Here is a 17,874-nt window from a genome sequence, read left to right on the forward strand (position 1 = left end):
TAGATCCGCCAGGTGGCGGGGTGGGGCCTTCATTTCGCCCCCTTCTTCATGGTTTGTTAAGCCTCATTTCATGAGGAGAGCATGAATGGCGCTGGGCGCATCACATCGGCTTCACGACGGAGTGGCCGCCGTCGAAACCATGACACGTTTTGCGCTTGCCGTTCTGGCGCTGGCCTCCGGCGTCTACACGTATCTCGGGGTACGCAGCCTTCTCGACGGCTCGCCGACCGCCGTCTTTTTCGCCGCCATCATCTATTCCGGCTCCGTCTCGGTCGCGATCTACGCCTTCTGGTCCTACATGGCGCGGTTTTTTCCGCATGTGACGGGCCCGTCCGCCCGCGGCGCGATGATCGGCGTCATGGCGCTCGGCTGCGCCATGATCATTGCCATGTCGAGCTGGCTGAACGCGGCAGCGCTTGCCGGCTCGGCGGCGCTTGAACAGCACCTGGCCGAAACCGTGGAAGGCTACACCGCCGACCTCGACCAGGCGCACCAGAATGCGCTCGCCGCGCAAAGCCTGCTTCCCGATATCCAGCGCGCCTCCGAGCGGTTTGCGCAGCTGGCGGACGCGGAGCGCCAGTCCGGCGCGCTGACGGGCACCACGGGTGCCGGCAGCGTCGTGCAGCTGCTCAGCCAGATGTCGGCCCAGCTGAAGGAGCTCGAGGCCGGCATCGTCGCCTCGCGTGAGCAGGTGGCGACCCTGTTCGGCCAGGGGCAGAAGCGGCTGGAAACCATGCGCACGCTCGTCTCGGCGCCGGGCGCCGTTGCCCCACGCGCCGACCAGTTCTCCTCCGAAGTGGTGGCGCTGACCGGCGTGATCACCTCGCTCAACCAGACCTCGATTGCGCCGTCGATCCGCCGCGCCGCAGATGATCTGTCGCTCGGTTTCATTGCACCGGTCGCCGATGGCCGGCAGGCGGACCTTGCCAATCGGCAGGACCAGGTGATGGAGACGATCCGCACCTCGGTGGCCGCCCAGTCCAAGGTGCTGGCCGATGCGGCGGACACCATTCTCAACCGTCCGCCCGTCGCCGAACGCCGTTTCGTGCCGCTCTCCTCGGCCGAGGCCGTCCTGCGCTATGCCAGCGATTTCATTCCCGCCTGGGCAGGGGCCATCTCCATCGACCTTTTGCCCGCCGTGCTCGTCTTCATCCTGGCGACCGTACATGGCGCGATCCGCCGGCAGGAAAGCCGCATGCCCTTTGCAGAACGGATTACCGCCGCCGAGCTTCTGGAGGCGCTCGAGGTCCAGCGGGCGCTCAGCGCACGGGGCGTCGATCTGCACGAGGCCGTTCGCCAGGTGGAGGAACGACAGGCCGAGCCAGCCGGGAGGCCGGAGCATATCGCGCCCGAGAGCGAGGACGAAGGCAAGGTGACCAGCCTTGAGATCAGCAAACTGCCGCGCAAGGGGCCGGGCGCATGAACCCTGCCGCAGCCGCCTCGAAAGCCTGGCAGGCCTTTGCCCGCGCCGATGACAGCGTCATCATGCGCGGCGCCTTTTATGGCCTGCTGGCAACGGCTGCCCTGTTCGTGGTGATCGACATTCGGGAATTGTCCATGGAGGCGGCCTTGCCGGGCCATGATCCGCTGCAGACGGACCAGCCGGTGCTGCCGCCGGCGCTGACCGATGGCAAGCCGCACGCGCCCCCCGTCGAGCCGACGACACCCGCCGAACGCCTGCGCCAGCCGATCCGCTTCGAGTTGCAACCGGGCGGGATCCTTCTAGCGGAAGGTGCTATCGATCCCGGCGCCGCGGCCCGCTTCCGGCAGGAAATCGAGACGCGCGGCGAATATGTGAAGACGGTTTGGCTGAACTCGCCGGGCGGCGCGGTCGATGATGCGCTGACAATCTCCACCCTCATCCGCGAGAAGAAGCTGACGACCCGCGTGTCGACCGGCGCGCTGTGCGCCTCCTCCTGCCCGATCGTCATGGCGGGCGGGTTGACACGCGAGGCGGAAAAGGACGCCGTCATCGGCGTCCACCAGGTGTTCAACGGCAGCCGCGAGCGGCCTTCGCCGGAAGAGGCCATGTCGAGCGCCCAGGCGACGACGGCGCGTGTTGCCCGCCACCTGCAGGAGATGGGGATCGGCGCGGGCCTCTGGTTCCACGCGCTGGAAACGCCCCCGGACCGGCTCTATTACCTGACGGAGGCGGAGCTGAAGGAGTTCAAACTCGTCACTCCCGTGGCCCCGCCGCAGCCGGTGGCCCGCAAGAAATAGGCCTTACCCCTTGATCTCGCGTTCGCAGAAGACGATGCGGTTACTGAACGGGTCCGTCACCGTCATGTCCAGCCCCCATGGCATCTGCTGAAGTGCCGGCCGCGTGAAACGGCAGCCTCTTTCCGCCAGTTCGCGGTGGAAAGCCTGCACACCGGACACCGGCACGAAAACCTTGGCGCCCGGCGAGGCATCGCCTGCATGTTCGCTGAGATGCAGCATCATGCCGCTGCGCGACACCTGCATATAGACCGGAAAATCCGGCCCGTGGCGGTATTCCCAGTCCAGGCGGAACCCCAAAAAGTCGCGGTAGAATTCCAGTGCCATGTCGACGGCAAAGATGCGGATAACGGGAATGCCGGGCTGCAGCAGCACAGGCTCCGGTTTGGTCTCTGCCACCTCGGCAATCTTGGCCGACAGGACATTCCAGTCGTCGTAACCGAACTGGCCAGCCACCAGTTCAAGCGCTCGCGAATGGCTGATGGAAAGACCCTGCTCCTCAAGCCCGGCCCGGAGGGCCTTGGCCATGGTCTTGGCGTCACGAAAGTCGCGCATGTCGTTTTCTCCCCGGACGAACGCCGTCATCAGTGCCCGTATTGCTGATCCTTTCGTCGCTCGGAAGACGCATGCTCGATGCGTGAGGCGAAGGTTTCGTGGACGCGTTCACCAAACACTCGGAAGAGTGCCACGGGCGGCAGGCCGCGTCCGGCCATGGCCAAAGCTTAGCCATGCTTTCAGCACGATGCAACGCGATTGCACGGGCAAATTTCCTGCGCTTGCGACGTCAAAGACCGCTTGCAGTTTCTGCCCTTTTCGGTTCAACTGCGCAGCATCAGGAAAAAATTTGAGGCTTCAACAAAGAAGCCCGGGAACAGCTGAACCGAACAACGGAGCCAGTGAGCCAATGCGTCTATCCCGTACCATCGCCGCCCTTGCCCTGACCGCGTCCTGCGCCCTCTTTGGCGCCACCGCCGCCGTGGCCGAAACCACCCTCAACATGGCCAACTGGCTGCCGCCGACCCATCCGCTCGTCACCGACGTGATGCAGCCCTATGCGGAGGCGGTGAAGAAGGCGACCGAAGGCCGCGTGACGATCAACATCATGCAGGCGCCGCTCGGGCCGCCGGCCGCGCATTTCGACTTCGCGGTCAATGGTGTGGCTGATATCACCTATGGCGTTCAGGGCTACAATCCGGGCCGCTTCAAGACGACGAACATTGCCGAAATCCCCTTCCTCGGCGATACGGCGGAATCGGTCTCGGTCGGTTACTGGCGTGTCTTCGACAAGGACCTGCGCAAGGCCGGCGAATATGACAAGGTGCATGTTCTGGGCGTCTTCACCCACGGCCCCGGCCAGATCTTCATGAAGGGCCGCGATGTCACCGGCGCCGAACCGGTGAAGGGCGCCAAGCTGCGTGTCGGCGGCGGCATCGTGGCCGATCTCGTCAAGGCGATGGGCGGCGTGCCGGTGGAAGGCCCCTCCTCCAAGACCTATGAAATCCTCTCGAGCGGCGTCGCGGACGGCATTACTTTCCCGTTCGAATCGGTGGCCTTCTTCAAGCTGATCCCGATGCTGGATACCGCGCTCGTGGTGCCGGGCGGCCTCTACAACACCTCCTTCTACGTGGTGATGAACGAGGCGAAGTGGAAAGCGCTGTCCGAGGCCGACAAAAAGGCGATCGACAGCGTGTCCGGCGAAGCCCTGGCACGGCTGGCCGGCAAGGCCTGGGACAAGGCCGACGGCGCCGGCAAGGCGGCGATGGACGGCAAGATCAAGCTGGTCTCCGCAACGCCGGACCAGGTGAAGGCGATCGAGACCGCATTGAAGCCGATCGTTGATGCCAAGCTGGCCGAGACCGCCTCGACGGGCGTCGACGTACAGGCCGCGCTCTCCTTCATGAAGGGCGAGATCGCCAAGGCGGCCAAGGGCCAATGAGCGGTGCGGCAAAGCCCTCCGGGCAACCGGCGGGAGGCGACGCTTCACCGGTGGGTTACAGGCTGACCCACCGTTTGCTCTCGCTGATCTGCGGGCTGATGCTGTTTGCCATGATGTTCGTGACGCTCATCGACGTGGTGGGGCGTTACCTGTTCAACAGCCCGCTGCAGGGGGCGACCGAACTGACGGCGCTGCTGCTGGTCTCGACCATCTTCATTGGTCTGCCGGCCGTCTGTCTGGACGAGGATCACGTGACGGTCGATCTCGTCACGGATCATCTGCCGGCCTTCCTCCAGCCCATCCGTCGCGCTGTCATTCGCCTGTTGTCGGCCATCGTGCTCGCCGTCGTTGCCTGGCGGCTCTTCGCCTATGGCCACGATCTGGCAAGTTATGGCGAAACGACCGTCAGCCTCAGGCTTCCCGTCGCGCCCTTTGCCTATCTCTGCTCCGCAACCACGCTGGTTGCGGGTCTGATCACGCTGCGGCACGCCTTTTCCCGTTCCTGACCCGAAAGTTGACGCATGAGCTGGCCGATCGGATGCCTTCTCTTCCTGGCCCTGATGTTTTCCGGCATGCCGATCGCCTTTGCCATGGCGCTGGTCGGCGTGATCGGCACCATGTCGATCATCGGCATGGCGCCGGCTTTTTCCCTGCTCGGCCAGACCTTCTTCGACAATGGGCGGGAATATTCGCTCTCGGTGCTGCCGCTCTTCCTGATGATGGGCAATTTCGTCGTGCAATCCGGCGTGGCGGATGATCTCTACAAGGCCGCGCATGCCTGGCTTCGCCACCGCAAGGGGGGGCTTGCGATTGCCACCATCCTCGCCTGCGGCGGCTTTTCCTCCGTCTGCGGCTCGTCGCTGGCAACAGCCGCAACCATGGCGAAGATCGCGCTGCCCTCGATGCGCCGTTATCGCTATCCGGACAGTCTCTCGACCGCCTCGATCGCCGCCGGCGGCACGCTCGGCATTCTCATTCCGCCCTCCGTCATCCTGGTCTTCTACGGCATCATGGCGCAGCAGGACATCGGCAAGCTGTTCCTCGCCGGCATCGTTCCGGGCCTTATCGGCATTGCCGGTTATGCGGCCGCCGTCGTCATTTCGGTCAGGCTGCGCGGGCTCGACTTGCCGACCGAAGAGAAGCTGCCGCTGAAGGACCGGCTGAAGGCGACGCGCGGGGTGAGCGGCGCTTTGCTTCTCTTCACCTTCGTGATGGGCGGCATCTATCTCGGCGTCTTCACCGCGACCGAATCCGCCGGCATGGGGGCTGCCGGTGCCATGCTCCTCACCATTCTCAAGGGCCGCTTCAAACTGGAAGAGACCTTCCGCACACTTTACGAAACGGCGAAGAACACGGCGATGATGTTCTTCATCCTGTTCGGCGCGCTGACCTTCACCAATTACGTTAACCTGTCCGGCATGGCCGCCGACCTGCAGGGCGCGCTGTCCGGCTTTCAGAGCCCGCTTGCGATCATCTTCGTCATCCTCGCCATCTATCTGGTGCTCGGCTGCCTTTTCGAGAGCCTGTCGATGATCACGCTCACCGTGCCGATCTTCTATCCGGTGGTGGCGGGCGCCGGCTTCGATCTCATCTGGTTCGGCATCTTCGTGGTGGTGGTGACCGAGATCAGCTACATCACCCCGCCCGTCGGCATGAACGCCTTCGTGCTGCGTTCGGTGGTCAAGGATGTGCGGCTGGCCACCATCTTCTCCGGCCTCGTGCCCTTCGTGGCGGTCGACTTCCTGCGAATCCTGCTCCTCATCTTCGTGCCCATGCTTGCGCTCTTCATTCCCTCGCAAATGTGAGTGCCATCCGGCGATTGCATGTTGTGCGTCAGGCGCTTAGGGTCCGGGGCACGATATGGGGCAAGGTTCTAGGCGACCGCTGAAGTCCCCTCATCCGCCCTTCGGGCACCTTCTCCCCGCGGGGAGAAGGGGAGGCTGCGGCGTCGCGGTTCCCCTCTCCCCTCGGGGAGAGGTCCGCCGAGCAAAGCGGAGGCGGGGTGAGGGGGGCGACGGTCACCGTCTTGCCCGACACCACAGGGAGAGGCCCATGGAGCTTCAGGGCAAGCGTATTCTGCTGATTATCTCGGGGGGCATTGCCGCCTATAAGAGCCTTGATCTCATCCGCCGCCTGCGCGAGCGGGGCGCAACCGTCAGGCCGGTGATGAGCCGCGCGGCGCAGGAATTCGTGACACCGCTGGCCGTCGGCGCGCTGTCGGCCTCGCATGTCTATACCGATCTCTTCTCCCGCGAGGACGAGCAGGATGTCGGCCATATCCGCCTGGCGCGCGAGTGCGATCTCGTCCTTGTCGCGCCCGCCACAGCCGACCTGATGGCCAAGATGGCGCATGGACTGGCGGACGACCTGCCGAGCGCCGTGCTGCTGGCCACCGACCGGCCGGTTCTCATCGCACCCGCCATGAACCCGGTGATGTGGAACGCCGCGCCCACGCGGCGCAACGTCGAAACCCTCAAGGCCGATGGCATTTCGATGATCGGGCCGATGAAGGGCGAAATGGCCGAAAGCGGCGAGGCCGGCACCGGCCGCATGGCAGAACCGCTGGAGATCGTCGCCGCCGTGGTGGATCTCCTGTCGCCGCAGGACAAACCGCTGGCCGGCAAACGCGCGATTGTCACCTCCGGCCCGACGCATGAGCCGATCGATCCGGTCCGCTACATCGCCAACCGCTCCTCGGGCAAACAGGGCCATGCGATTGCCGCGGCCCTTGCGCGTCTGGGAGCCGATGTGACGCTCGTCTCCGGTCCGGTGACCATCCCCGATCCGGCGGGCGTTGCGGTGAAGCATGTGGAGACGGCCGATCAGATGCTGTCTGCCGTGCTCTCCGTGCTGCCGGCCGATATCGCCGTGATGGTGGCCGCCGTGGCCGACTGGCGCGTCGTTTCCTCGGCGGGGCAGAAGATCAAGAAACAGCCGGGCGAGCCCCCGGCGCCGCTTCAGCTTGCGGAGAACCCCGACATCCTGAAAACCATCGGCCACCATGTGAACCGCCCCGGTCTCGTCATCGGTTTTGCCGCGGAGACCCAGGATGTCGAAATGAACGGTCGCCGGAAGCTGGAGGCGAAGGGGGCCGACATCATCGTTGCCAACGACGTGTCGCCAGCCACCGGCATCATGGGCGGCGACCGCAACCGGGTGAAACTGATCTCCAACAGCGGGATCGAGGAATGGCCGGATCTCGGCAAGGACAAGGTGGCGGACCGCCTCGCAGCGCTGATTGCCGAACGCCTGTCCTCGACCGCCTGAGCGTCATACGAAGCTGACGACCAGCCCGCCGACTGCACCGAGCGCCAGCAGGGCGACCGGATGGGCGCGGGTGAAAACGGAAAGCGCTGCCGTCACACCCGTCAGAACAGCCAGCCAGAGGCTTGTCACCGAGGCGAGCGTGATTACCACGGCGCTGGAGGCGACCAGCCCCGCCGTCACCGGCAACAGCCCGGCCTGCACCGCCGCCCGCCATGGCCGGTCGCGAAAACGTTCCCAGACGGACACGGCGAGGCAGGTGATCAGCGAGGACGGCAGGAATTTGGCGAGCGAACTGACGAGCAGGCCCGGCAGGCCCGCCACATGCCAGCCGATCAGCGGCACGATCATCATGTTCGGGCCGGGTGCGGCCTGCGCCAGCGCAAACAGCGCGCTGAACTCCGCCGGTGTGACCCAGTGCTGCACCTCCACCACGCGCCGCTGGATTTCCGGCAGGACGGCATAACCACCGCCAAAGGCCATGAGCGAGAGTTCGGTAAAGATCAGCGCCAGCGCGATCAGGGTCGCCATCATCGGCCGCTCCTCCAGGAGAGAAGCACGGAGAATGGAGCCAGCACCAGCATGACGAGGATCAGCGGCAGGCGGAAGATGGCGATTGCCGCAAACAGCAGAGCGACCACCAGGAGCGCGGCAGGCTTCTTCAGAAGCGGCTTCAGCATCTTCCACGCCATGCCGATCAGCAGGCCGGCGGCGGCGGCGGCCAGCCCGGCAAACACGTGCTGCACATGCGGATCGCCACTGTAACGGTCGTAGAGGACACCAAGCACGATCACGAAAGCCGTCGGCACCGCAGTAAGCCCAAGGATGCCGGCAAACGCGCCGCGCCAGCCGCGGAACTTCATGCCGACCGCAACGCTCATGTTGATCACATTGCCGCCGGGCAGGAACTGACAAAGGCCGAGCAGATCGGAAAATTCCTGCGGGCTCAGCCAGTGTTTGTCCTCCACCAGCATGCGCCGTGCGAGCGGCAGCACGCCGCCGAACCCCATCAGCCCGATGCCCAGGAAGCCGGCAAAGATCTGTCGTGTGGAGGGTGGCGAGAGGTCTTGCATCGATCCGGCGGCGGGATTGTCCATTACACACACCGCCTCATAGAGCGCAATTTCCTGATGGGCTCACGCCGCTTCGGCCAGCCTTGCCGGTGAAAAGGAGGTCATCGTCATGCCAGCATCGTTGACGATCACGGCACTGCCGTCCGGCACTTCCGTCCAGGCATTCACATCGTCGTTCAGCGGTTCGGAAACGAGGCAATAACCGCCGTCTCCGCCCATCGGTGCGGCGTAGAGCGTCGGCGGCCGGTGGTCCGTCGCATACCGAATGGCATAAAGCGAACGGCCATCGGAAAAGGCGGCGGTGAAGCGCACCAGCGTGCTCACCTCATGTTCGGCCGCAAGTTGTTCAATGACACCGATGGCGCGCGACACGGCACCGACCGGATCGTCTGCCATACCGAATTCCTGGGCCAGCAGGAACAGCATTTCCGAATCCGTCGTGCCGCTGCGGGCATGGAACAGCTCGTCGCAGAGATAGGCTTCCATCTTGCGGCGGATCTTTTCGAACCCGGCGATCTGGCCGTTGTGCATGAAGGACCAGCTGCCATGCACGAAGGGATGGCAGTTGTCACGCCGCGTGCTGCCATTGGTCGCGGCACGCACATGCGCCAGAAACAGCGGCGAGCGGATCTGGCGGGCAAGGCTGCGCAGGTTGCAATCCGCCCAGGCGGGCAGGATATCGCGATAACGGCCGGGCTCCGGATGATCACCGTACCAGGCGATGCCGAAACCATCGCCATTGGTGGCGGTCTTGGCGCGGCTTGCGCAATGGCTTTGTTCGATGAGCGAGTGGGCGGGAGAGGAAACAAGCTCCTCCAGATAGAGCGGATTACCGCGATAGGCGGCCCAGCGGCACATGGTTCCAAAGCTCCGAACACGCCGCAGAATGCGGCAGACAACATGAGAAGGATCGACCCAAAAACTTAAGCGATCGTTATCGGTCAAACCCTTGCGTTTGAAGGCGATCCGGCAGCAAGATGTCGAAATCATGACAGGTTCCGGCCAGGAACAGGCCCGCACCTGCCCTTGCCATACAGGCTTGCCCCCCTACATCACAATTCATGTTACCGACCGACGCATCACGTGAAGCCGAAGCAGATCCTTCGCAACCGGAGGGCCGGACGCTCGACATTCTGAAGAGCAGGCCCAAGGATTATGCGCTGTTTCTCGACATCGACGGCACGCTGGTCGATCTCGCCGAACGGCCGGAAGCGATCGTGGTGCCGCCGGATCTCGCCTCCCATCTGCAGGCGGTGTCCAGCCGGCTGGACGGTGCGCTGGCGCTGGTGACCGGCCGCGCGCTTGCCTATGCGGATTCTCTTTTTTCGCCCTTCACCCCGCCGATTGCCGGGTTGCACGGCGCCGAGCGCCGACGCGCCGACGGCTCGATCGACGGCCTCGCGACCGATCCGGCCTTCAAGACGCTGAAGCGCTCGCTGGAGCGGGTCACCGCCGACTGGAAGGGCATCCTGATCGAGGACAAGGGGGCGGCCGTCGCCGCCCATTACCGGCAGGCGCCGGAATGGCAGGCCTCGCTGGAAGCCGTCATGCGCTCCGCGCTCGAGGAAGCCGGGCCGGATTATGCCCTTCAGCGCGGCAAGATGGTGATCGAGATCCGCCCGGCGCGCGCCAGCAAAGGGGCGGCCGTGCGGGCCTTCCTCTCGGAACCCCCATTTGCCGGCCGCATCCCCGTCACCATCGGCGATGATCTGACCGACGAGGCCATGTTCAAGGTGGCAAACGAACTCGGCGGTCTGTCGATCCGGATCGGCGAGCCGACCGAAGAAACCGCCGCCCAGACCACCATCGCCTCTGCCGCGACGCTCCGCGCGATCCTGAAGGATCTCGCCGGGTCCGGCAGCGTTTGAGCTTTCAGAAGGAGCATTGTCCTTGAGCCGACTTGTCGTGATTTCCAACCGCGTTCCGATGCCGGAAAAGAGCGGCACAGCGCCTGCCGGCGGGCTCGCCGTTGCGCTGCAGGCCGCCCTGGAAGAACGCGGCGGCGTTTGGATGGGCTGGTCCGGCAAATCGAGCGGCGCCAAGGATCCGGCCCCCCTGGAACTGACGGAGCGCGGCAACATCACCTATGCGCTGACCGATCTGACAAAGACGGATGTGGAGGAATATTACCACGGCTTTGCCAACCGCGTGCTCTGGCCGATCTGCCATTATCGCCTGGATCTTGCCGAATATGCCCGCAAGGAGATGACCGGTTATTTCCGCGTCAACCGCTTCTTCGCGCACCGTCTCGCGCCCCTGATCCAGCCGGACGATATCCTCTGGGTGCACGACTATCACCTGATCCCGCTGGCTGCCGAACTGCGCCAGATGGGGTTCAAGAACCGCATCGGATTTTTCCTGCATATCCCCTGGCCGCCAGCCGACGTGCTGTTTGCCATGCCGGTGCATGAGGAGATCATGCGCGGGCTCACCCATTACGACCTGGTGGGGTTCCAGACCGATCACGACCTGGAAAACTTTCGCGGCTGCCTGGTGCGCGAAGGGTTTGGCAATGCGATTGGCGACGGCCTGTTCCAGTCGCACGGCCGCACCTACAAGGGCGGTTTCTATTCGATCGGCATCGAAACGGCGGCGTTCGCCGAATTCGCCAAAAAGGCCGCCAGCAGCGTGATGGTGCGCAAGGCGCGCCAGAGCCTGGAGGGTCGCGACCTCATCATCGGCGTGGACAGGCTGGATTATTCGAAGGGGATTACCCAGCGCATCGATGCCTATGAAAGCTTCATCAACCGCAATCCCGGTCACCACGGCAAGGTGACCTACCTGCAGATTACCCCGAAATCACGTTCCGAAGTGCCGGAATACGAGCAGATGCAGCGCATGGTGGCCGAACAGGCGGGGCGGGTCAACGGCGCGCTTGGCGCGGTGGACTGGGTGCCGATCCGTTATATCAACCGCTCGATCGGTCGCCCGGTGCTCGCCGGGCTCTATCGGCTCGCAAAAGTCGGGCTCGTCACCCCCTTGCGCGACGGCATGAACCTGGTGGCCAAGGAATTCGTTGCCGCCCAGGATCCGGAGGATCCGGGCGTGCTCGTCCTTTCCCGCTTTGCCGGTGCGGCGCGGCAATTGCGCGGCGCGCTGCTGGTGAACCCCTACGATATCGAAGGCGCGGCCAATGCCATTGCACGCGGGCTCACCATGGGTCGCGAGGAACGCATCCAGCGCTGGCAGGGCATGATGGACCACCTCTTGACCTATGACGTGAAACGCTGGTGCGATGACTTCCTGCACGACCTGACGTCGGAGATGGCCGATTACGCGGCGGAAAACTCCGCGCCAGGCCCTTCGCCGGCGTGAGGCTGCGTCACGCCGGCTTCGCCATCACGCCGCCTTGGCGACGTGATATTCCTTGATCGCGACCATCTTGATGGACGGATAACGTTCTGCCTCGTAACGCAGCGAAAACGCATCCTGCGCCAGAAACACCGGATCGCCGTCGAGGTCGCGGGCGATATCGCCGCGCTTGACCGTGAGGAATTTTTCCATCTCGGCCTTGTCGTCCGACGAAATCCAGCGGCAGACGGAAAAACGCGACATTTCGAAGGAGACCGGCAGGCTGTATTCCGCCGACAGTCGTTCCTTCAGAACATCGAGCTGCAGGGCGCCGACGACACCGACAATGGCGGGCGAGCCGTCTTCCGGCGAAAACAGCTGCACGACGCCTTCTTCCGCCATCTGCTGCAGGGCTTCCTTCAGCTTCTTTGCCTTCATCGCATCTTCGAGCCGCACACGACGCAGGATTTCCGGCGAAAAGTTCGGCACACCCTGGAAAACCAGCGCTTCGCCTTCCGTCAGCGTGTCGCCGATGCGCAACGTGCCGTGGTTCGGAATGCCCACGACATCGCCGGCGTAAGCCGTATCGGCAAGCTGACGTTGCGAGGCGAAGAAAAATTGCGGCGCGGTGAGGCCCATCTGCTTGCCGGTGCGGGCAAGCCTTGCCTTCATGCCGCGCTCCAGCTTGCCGGAGCAGATGCGGGCAAAGGCGATGCGGTCGCGATGGTTCGGGTCCATGTTCGCCTGGATCTTGAAAACGAAGGCCGTCATCTTGTCTTCGGCGGCATGCACCGTGCGGATATCCGCCACCTGGTCGCGCGGCGGCGGCGCGAAGTCACCCAGCGCATTGATGAGATCACGCACGCCGAAATTCCTGAGCGCCGAACCGAAAAAGACCGGTGTCAGATGGCCTTCGAGGAAAGCCTGCTTGTCGAACGGACGGCAGGCTTCGATTGCCAGGTCCAGTTCGTCGATGAAGGCCTGACGTTCGTTTTCCGGCAGGTGCTCGGCAACGCTCTGCGCGCCGTTGACCTTGGTCGGTTCGGCCTGCGTGTCATTGCCGCGAAACGTGCTGTCGGCCAGATTGTAGGAGCCGCAGAAATTCTTCGAACGGCCGACCGGCCAGGTGATCGGCGCGGTATCGAGCGCCAGCTTCTCCTCCACTTCGTCCAGGATCTCGAAAGTATCGCGGGCTTCGCGGTCCATCTTGTTGACGAAGGTGATGATCGGGATGTCGCGCATGCGGCAGACTTCGAAAAGTTTCAGCGTGCGCGGCTCGATACCCTTGGCGCCGTCGATGACCATGACGGCGGCATCCACCGCGGTCAGCGTGCGATAGGTATCGTCGGCAAAGTCCTCGTGGCCGGGCGTATCCAGAATATTGAAGATATTGCCTTCATATTCGAAGGTCATCACCGAGGTCACGACGGAGATGCCGCGTTCGCGCTCGATCTTCATCCAGTCCGAGCGGGTCTGGATGCGGTCCTTTTTCGCCTTGACTTCACCGGCCAGCTGGATGGCGCCGCCGAACAGCAGAAGTTTTTCGGTGAGCGTGGTCTTACCGGCGTCCGGGTGCGCGATGATCGCGAAGGTGCGGCGGCGGGAGACCGCCTCGGCAATGCTTTCGGCCATGATGTGCAAATCCTTTGAGTTGCCGCGTATCTAGCGATTTCGGGCCGCATATGCAATTGACCGGGGACAACTGAAGGAGACCGCTTCATGCGCGACGTTATCGGCCCCGCCCTCAAACTCATCCGCCTGCCGCATGGCGAAGGGCTCGACCTGCCGTCCTACGAAACGCGCGGGGCGGCCGGCATGGATATCCGGGCCGCCGTGGACGCCCCGATGACGCTCGCTCCGGGACAAAGGGCGCTCGTGCCGACCGGTTTCGTTTTCGAGATTCCCGAAGGCTTCGAGGTGCAGGTACGCCCGCGCTCGGGTCTCGCCTTCAAAAACGGCATCACCTGCCTCAACACGCCCGGCACCATCGACAGCGATTACCGCGGCGAGGTGAAAGTGCTGCTCGTCAATCTCGGCGACCAGGACTTCGTCATCGAGCGCGGCATGCGGATCGCGCAGCTGGTCGTTTCCCCCGTGGTGCAGGCGCGGGTGGAGGAGGCGCACACCTTTGGCGACACCGCGCGCGGTGCCGGCGGTTTCGGGTCGACGGGGGTGTGAGGAGGCGCCACCAGTCGGTGGCCGGCGCCTACTTCGCCGCCGGCTTGTCCGCCCAGGACGGCGGCGCGCCAACCGCGCTTGCCACGAAGCCGCCGACGCCCGGTGCCCGGCCGAAGGCGTCGCAGGCGGCATATTTCGGCGCCCCGCCCAGCTGCGATTTCAGCCGCTGACCGGAGGGTATGTCGAGGTTGATGCCGCCCCGCCGCTCGCCCTTGACCAGCATGCGCGAAAATTCGCCGGCAAAGGTGCCGGCCAGGCCGTAGGCATCGCCGATCTCGGAGACACGCGGGCTGTTGGTGATGGAATTGGCCCCGCGCGACCAGACGATGGCGGCATGCTGCTGGCCGGCGGCATCGACCGCCTCCGCCTCGACGGCAAGACCGCCAAGCCCGATCGGCAGGCGTGGCAAACTGACAGGCAGAACGGCGGACGAACCGAGCGAGGCGACCTTCGAGACACCCGCCGCGACCTCGCCGGTCGGCACGATGTCCGTGATTGTTGCCCTTACCGTCAGATCGGCCGGCTCACCCGGCGGGACCACCCGAAAACGATCACTGAGACCGATGCACAGGGCGCGGTCCAGCGCGTTGGCAACCAGCCTTTCCTGGGCGCGACCCTTCACCCTGACGGCGGCTCCGGGGGCGATCTTCGCCGGCTCGATCGTCACCGATGTTCCTGCAAGAAGCGCCGGACCATCGGCAAAGCTGCGCGACTTCGTGATGCGCCCCTCTTCCGGGCCAAGGCGACTGTAGGAGGTGAGCGATCCGGCCTCCGTCAGCGGAACCGAACTGCAGCCCACGACACCGAGGCCCAACACGACCAGAACGGATGCCAGGGCGGCAGGCCGTGCAGGGCCGTTTCGCGGGTCATGCACCGCAACCGCAATGGAACGGGTAAGGCTGGCCTTTTGCACCCGGACCACCGGTTTTGCACCCAGCCCGCCGCTCACTGACATGCAATCCAAGTTCGTGTTCAACACGTTTTTCTCCCGTCGCCCCAGGGCTTCCCTCAAAAGTACCAAATGGTACCCTAAACATGATCGAGCTTGGACGGCAGCATTGAGCCTTTTTTCGGGCGGGGCGACAAACCGCTCCGTCTTGTCCAGCGATTCCAAGCATTGCGCGGCGGCGCGCAGTGAGGCATGAGAAAGGCGGGAGACTTATCATGACACTGACGACACTTCTGGCCTATGCCCTGGCCCTCTTCATTGCCGCTGCCATTCCCGGCCCCGGGATGACTGCCATCGTTGCCCGTGCGCTCGGGTCCGGCTTCCGGCCGACCTTCTATATGGGGCTTGGCCTCATCCTGGGTGATCTGGTCTATCTCACCGCCGTGGTGCTGGGGCTTGCCATCGTTGCGCAGAATTTCGCCACGCCCTTCCTGATCATCAAATATCTCGGCGCGCTTTATCTCTGCTACATCGCCTGGAAGCTCTGGACCGCCGGCCTTTTGCGGCAGGACATTGAGGCCACGCGCGGCGCGACCGGCGGCATGGCCTTTCTCTCCGGCCTGCTGGTGACACTCGGCAATCCGAAGACCATGCTCTTTTATGTCGCGCTGGTGCCGACACTTATTCCGCTGCAGGAGGTCGGTCTTCCCGATTATGCCGTGCTGGTGGCCACCACCTTCGTGGTGCTGATCGCGGTGCTGCTGCCCTATATTCTGCTTGCCTCGAAGGCGCGTGAACTGCTGAAGAAGCCGCGGACGCTGCAGATGCTGAACCGCTCGGCCGCAGGCATTCTGGCCGGCACGGCCGCCTATATCGCCGCACGCTGACAGCCGCTTCGTCCAGAGGCGTGAAACGAACAGGATTTTTCCGCAGGGGCCGTTATTCCGGCACAAGCACCCTCGCCGGATGGCGCATTCGGCCCTAATCTCGCTGCAACACGACGTTTGGGAGAAACACCATGTCCGACACCAACAAACCCGGCCGCGGCAAGATCTATTCCTCGATCCTCGAGACGATCGGCAATACGCCGATCGTGCGGCTCGACAAGCTGGCCAAGGAGAAAGGCGTGAAGGCCAATCTTCTCGCCAAGCTCGAATTCTTCAATCCGATTGCCTCCGTCAAGGACCGCATCGGCGTCGCCATGATCGAAAGCCTGGAAGCGCAGGGGAAAATTGAGCCCGGTCGTACGACACTGATCGAACCGACCTCCGGCAATACCGGCATTGCGCTGGCCTTTGCCGCCGCGGCCAAGGGCTACCGGCTGATCCTCACCATGCCGGAGACGATGTCGGTGGAACGGCGCAAGATGCTGGCGCTGCTGGGCGCCGAACTGGTGCTGACCGAAGGTCCGAAGGGCATGAAGGGCGCAATCGCCAAGGCCGAGGAACTCGCCGCCAGCCTGCCGGACGCGATCATTCCGCAGCAGTTCGAAAATCCGGCCAATCCGGAGATCCACCGCCAGACGACGGCGGAAGAGATCTGGAACGATACCGACGGCCAAATCGACCTCTTCGTTGCCGGCATCGGCACCGGCGGCACGATCACCGGCGTCGGCCAGGTACTGAAGGCGCGCAAGCCGGACCTGAAAGTGTTTGCCGTCGAACCGGCCGAATCCCCGGTGCTGTCCGGCGGCGAACCGGGCCCGCACAAGATCCAGGGGATCGGCGCCGGTTTTGCCCCGAAAATCCTCGATACCACGATCTATGACGAGGTCGTCACCGTCGCGAGCACCGAGGCCATCGAGATGGCCCGCCATGTGGCAAAGCTCGAAGGCCTGCCCGTCGGCATCTCGTCCGGTGCCGCCCTGACCGCCGCCATCCGCATCGGCTCACGCCCGGAAAACGAGGGCAAAAACCTCGTGGTCATTATTCCTTCCTTTGCCGAACGGTATCTTTCGACGGCGTTGTTTGAGGGATTGGGGTGAGCGAATAGCGAATAGCGAATAGCGAATAGAAAAATTCCCATCGACGGCGGTTCGGCAAATGGCTCGATCGCTGGTGTGATGGCATCGCTGAAGGACCGCTTTCCTTGGCTGAAGCGACGATGAAGCCGCGTCTTGCCGCAACCTCAGGTCATCATCAGAGCTGGGAAGCGTAGGATACCCCATGGGAGGGAACCACCGCGCCAGAACATGTAGGCCTCCGGCCACGGGGAACGGCTCAAATGCTTCAATATCGAGACGTCGTGGGGCACGAAGCCCATCTCAATCCGGCCGCCATGCGGAGCCGCAAATGGTTGTAGCAGGTCCAGATCCGGCCGCCCGTCCGCCGTCAGCCAGTCGCAAAGCATCACCCCGTCGCTCGTCGCCTCCACGAAAGCCAGCCCGTTACCCTCCGGCACAAGATGGGCTCTCACTTGGGTGTTCATGAGATGCCAGAGCAGGATGCAAGCATCCGGTCGTGCCGAAAGCACGCCGCCATGCACTCGAGCCCTTTCACACCACCGCGTCAGCACGGCCCGGTCCTCCGGCGCCTCCGGGTCGAGACGCCGCCCGAGGGAACCCTTCAATTCGCCGCCCGGCGCAAGATCGAGAAAGAGGCGATCCGGGATCAGTCGCCGGAATCCAAAGCGCGGATAGAAATCGACTACCGACGGATTGGCAAACAGTAGAACAGGAGTTCCTTCGCTATCCGCCTCAGCCAGCACATGGTTCAATAGCCGGCGCGCAAGACCCCGCCCGCGATCCTCCGGACGGGTTGCAACGGCTCCCAGTTGCCGGATGGGCAAACTCGCGGCCTCGCCCAGCCGCCCCTCAAGCATCGTCACGCCAATGGTCGCACAGATGTCCTGACCTTCGGTCAGGGCAAGAACCTCGTAGCGACCGCCCCAGCCACCCACGCGTTCCCAACCGGCAAAGTTGCCGATACCAAAGACTACCTCAAGGTGGCTGAAAAAACGCACGTGCCATTCCCGATCATGCCTGCCAATGCGTCGCAGTTCCATGGCACCGTCCTCTCTATGTGAAG

General features: G+C 64.0%; 18 protein-coding genes. 11 read left to right on the plus strand and 7 right to left on the minus strand.

The genetic code is table 11. From position 1 onward, the window contains the following. The first annotated feature begins 85 nt into the window (after positions 1 to 85). Complete coding sequence (locus OU993_RS05530) at positions 86 to 1,423, plus strand: hypothetical protein (RefSeq protein WP_268155256.1); 1,338 nt, start codon at positions 86 to 88, stop codon at positions 1,421 to 1,423. Next, on the plus strand, positions 1,420 to 2,220 hold the full coding sequence (locus tag OU993_RS05535; protein WP_268155257.1) for a hypothetical protein: 801 nt from the start codon (positions 1,420 to 1,422) through the stop codon (positions 2,218 to 2,220). Before OU993_RS05530 ends, OU993_RS05535 begins: the two co-directional genes overlap by 4 nt. A 3-nt stretch (positions 2,221 to 2,223) precedes the next feature. Here the strand turns inward: OU993_RS05535 and OU993_RS05540 are convergent, their stop codons facing one another. Beyond that, on the minus strand, positions 2,224 to 2,772 hold the full coding sequence (locus OU993_RS05540; protein WP_215568687.1) for a glyoxalase superfamily protein: 549 nt from the start codon (positions 2,770 to 2,772) through the stop codon (positions 2,224 to 2,226). Positions 2,773 to 3,121: 349 nt separating this feature from the next. On the opposite strand from OU993_RS05540, the gene OU993_RS05545 reads away from it, so the two are divergent. The 4 genes from OU993_RS05545 (at position 3,122) to coaBC (ending at position 7,420) form a co-directional block, all read left to right on the plus strand. Further along, positions 3,122 to 4,153: a TRAP transporter substrate-binding protein gene (locus OU993_RS05545; RefSeq protein ID WP_268155258.1), complete on the plus strand. Its 1,032-nt coding sequence runs from the start codon at positions 3,122 to 3,124 to the stop codon at positions 4,151 to 4,153. Positions 4,154 to 4,203: 50 nt separating this feature from the next. After that, positions 4,204 to 4,659, plus strand: a complete 456-nt coding sequence (locus tag OU993_RS05550; RefSeq protein ID WP_268155259.1) for a TRAP transporter small permease — start codon at positions 4,204 to 4,206, stop codon at positions 4,657 to 4,659. A gap of 15 nt (positions 4,660 to 4,674) precedes the next feature. Next, entirely contained in the window at positions 4,675 to 5,958 is a 1,284-nt protein-coding gene (locus OU993_RS05555) for a TRAP transporter large permease (RefSeq protein WP_268155260.1), read from the plus strand. A gap of 247 nt (positions 5,959 to 6,205) precedes the next feature. Continuing rightward, complete coding sequence (coaBC, locus tag OU993_RS05560) at positions 6,206 to 7,420, plus strand: bifunctional phosphopantothenoylcysteine decarboxylase/phosphopantothenate--cysteine ligase CoaBC (protein WP_268155261.1); 1,215 nt, start codon at positions 6,206 to 6,208, stop codon at positions 7,418 to 7,420. A 3-nt stretch (positions 7,421 to 7,423) separates the two neighbouring features. Here coaBC and OU993_RS05565 read toward each other — a convergent pair whose 3' ends face one another. Genes OU993_RS05565 through OU993_RS05575 form a run of 3 tightly spaced genes read right to left on the minus strand, consistent with a single transcriptional unit; the run spans position 7,424 to position 9,348 of the window. Beyond that, positions 7,424 to 7,951, minus strand: coding sequence for a chromate transporter (locus tag OU993_RS05565; RefSeq protein WP_268155262.1), 528 nt, complete (start codon positions 7,949 to 7,951; stop codon positions 7,424 to 7,426). Then, a complete protein-coding gene (locus OU993_RS05570; RefSeq protein WP_268155263.1) occupies positions 7,948 to 8,514 on the minus strand; it encodes a chromate transporter in 567 nt (188 codons plus the stop codon). Before OU993_RS05570 ends, OU993_RS05565 begins: the two co-directional genes overlap by 4 nt. A gap of 39 nt (positions 8,515 to 8,553) precedes the next feature. Then, positions 8,554 to 9,348 carry a class II glutamine amidotransferase gene (locus tag OU993_RS05575; RefSeq protein WP_268155264.1) on the minus strand — a complete coding sequence of 265 codons (795 nt, stop codon included), beginning with the start codon at positions 9,346 to 9,348 and terminating at the stop codon, positions 8,554 to 8,556. 203 nt (positions 9,349 to 9,551) lie between these two features. Between OU993_RS05575 and otsB the strand changes: the two genes are divergently transcribed. Together otsB and otsA are read left to right on the plus strand one after the other, a co-directional pair. Then, entirely contained in the window at positions 9,552 to 10,358 is an 807-nt protein-coding gene (gene otsB / locus OU993_RS05580) for a trehalose-phosphatase (protein ID WP_268155265.1), read from the plus strand. A gap of 22 nt (positions 10,359 to 10,380) precedes the next feature. Continuing rightward, positions 10,381 to 11,805: an alpha,alpha-trehalose-phosphate synthase (UDP-forming) gene (gene otsA, locus OU993_RS05585; RefSeq protein ID WP_268155266.1), complete on the plus strand. Its 1,425-nt coding sequence runs from the start codon at positions 10,381 to 10,383 to the stop codon at positions 11,803 to 11,805. A gap of 24 nt (positions 11,806 to 11,829) precedes the next feature. Here the strand turns inward: otsA and OU993_RS05590 are convergent, their stop codons facing one another. Then, complete coding sequence (locus OU993_RS05590) at positions 11,830 to 13,413, minus strand: peptide chain release factor 3 (RefSeq protein WP_268155267.1); 1,584 nt, start codon at positions 13,411 to 13,413, stop codon at positions 11,830 to 11,832. 87 nt (positions 13,414 to 13,500) lie between these two features. On the opposite strand from OU993_RS05590, the gene dut reads away from it, so the two are divergent. Beyond that, the gene (gene dut / locus OU993_RS05595; RefSeq protein WP_268155268.1) at positions 13,501 to 13,959 is read left to right on the plus strand and encodes a dUTP diphosphatase; all 459 of its coding nucleotides are present in this window, start codon (positions 13,501 to 13,503) and stop codon (positions 13,957 to 13,959) included. Between the two features lie 28 nt (positions 13,960 to 13,987). Here the strand turns inward: dut and OU993_RS05600 are convergent, their stop codons facing one another. Beyond that, entirely contained in the window at positions 13,988 to 14,935 is a 948-nt protein-coding gene (locus OU993_RS05600) for a DUF3313 domain-containing protein (RefSeq protein WP_268155269.1), read from the minus strand. A 188-nt stretch (positions 14,936 to 15,123) separates the two neighbouring features. Here OU993_RS05600 and OU993_RS05605 point away from each other — a divergent pair, with 188 nt between their 5' ends. Together OU993_RS05605 and cysK are read left to right on the plus strand one after the other, a co-directional pair. Then, positions 15,124 to 15,735 (plus strand): LysE family translocator, encoded by a 612-nt coding sequence (locus OU993_RS05605; protein ID WP_268155270.1) that lies wholly within the window; start codon positions 15,124 to 15,126, stop codon positions 15,733 to 15,735. Between the two features lie 131 nt (positions 15,736 to 15,866). Beyond that, on the plus strand, positions 15,867 to 16,832 hold the full coding sequence (gene cysK / locus OU993_RS05610; protein WP_268155271.1) for a cysteine synthase A: 966 nt from the start codon (positions 15,867 to 15,869) through the stop codon (positions 16,830 to 16,832). A 143-nt stretch (positions 16,833 to 16,975) separates the two neighbouring features. Here the strand turns inward: cysK and OU993_RS05615 are convergent, their stop codons facing one another. After that, positions 16,976 to 17,851 (minus strand): GNAT family N-acetyltransferase, encoded by an 876-nt coding sequence (locus OU993_RS05615; protein WP_268155272.1) that lies wholly within the window; start codon positions 17,849 to 17,851, stop codon positions 16,976 to 16,978. Between the last annotated feature and the right edge of the window lie 23 nt (positions 17,852 to 17,874).

The organism is Rhizobium sp. SL86, assembly GCF_026672545.1.
In the GTDB taxonomy this organism is placed as follows: domain Bacteria; phylum Pseudomonadota; class Alphaproteobacteria; order Rhizobiales; family Rhizobiaceae; genus Neorhizobium.

Bases quoted from the DNA above. Each gene is read 5' to 3' on its own strand.
- OU993_RS05570 (WP_268155263.1), bottom strand. From the start codon at position 8,514: ATGGACAATCCCGCCGCCGGATCGATGCAAGACCTCTCGCCACCCTCC.
- coaBC (WP_268155261.1), top strand. From the start codon at position 6,206: ATGGAGCTTCAGGGCAAGCGTATTCTGCTGATTATCTCGGGGGGCATT.
- OU993_RS05540 (WP_215568687.1), bottom strand. From the start codon at position 2,772: ATGCGCGACTTTCGTGACGCCAAGACCATGGCCAAGGCCCTCCGGGCC.
- OU993_RS05575 (WP_268155264.1), bottom strand. From the start codon at position 9,348: ATGTGCCGCTGGGCCGCCTATCGCGGTAATCCGCTCTATCTGGAGGAG.
- OU993_RS05590 (WP_268155267.1), bottom strand. From the start codon at position 13,413: ATGGCCGAAAGCATTGCCGAGGCGGTCTCCCGCCGCCGCACCTTCGCG.
- otsB (WP_268155265.1), top strand. From the start codon at position 9,552: ATGTTACCGACCGACGCATCACGTGAAGCCGAAGCAGATCCTTCGCAA.
- cysK (WP_268155271.1), top strand. From the start codon at position 15,867: ATGTCCGACACCAACAAACCCGGCCGCGGCAAGATCTATTCCTCGATC.
- OU993_RS05535 (WP_268155257.1), top strand. From the start codon at position 1,420: ATGAACCCTGCCGCAGCCGCCTCGAAAGCCTGGCAGGCCTTTGCCCGC.
- OU993_RS05605 (WP_268155270.1), top strand. From the start codon at position 15,124: ATGACACTGACGACACTTCTGGCCTATGCCCTGGCCCTCTTCATTGCC.
- OU993_RS05555 (WP_268155260.1), top strand. From the start codon at position 4,675: ATGAGCTGGCCGATCGGATGCCTTCTCTTCCTGGCCCTGATGTTTTCC.
- dut (WP_268155268.1), top strand. From the start codon at position 13,501: ATGCGCGACGTTATCGGCCCCGCCCTCAAACTCATCCGCCTGCCGCAT.
- OU993_RS05615 (WP_268155272.1), bottom strand. From the start codon at position 17,851: ATGGAACTGCGACGCATTGGCAGGCATGATCGGGAATGGCACGTGCGT.
- OU993_RS05530 (WP_268155256.1), top strand. From the start codon at position 86: ATGGCGCTGGGCGCATCACATCGGCTTCACGACGGAGTGGCCGCCGTC.
- OU993_RS05545 (WP_268155258.1), top strand. From the start codon at position 3,122: ATGCGTCTATCCCGTACCATCGCCGCCCTTGCCCTGACCGCGTCCTGC.
- OU993_RS05565 (WP_268155262.1), bottom strand. From the start codon at position 7,951: ATGATGGCGACCCTGATCGCGCTGGCGCTGATCTTTACCGAACTCTCG.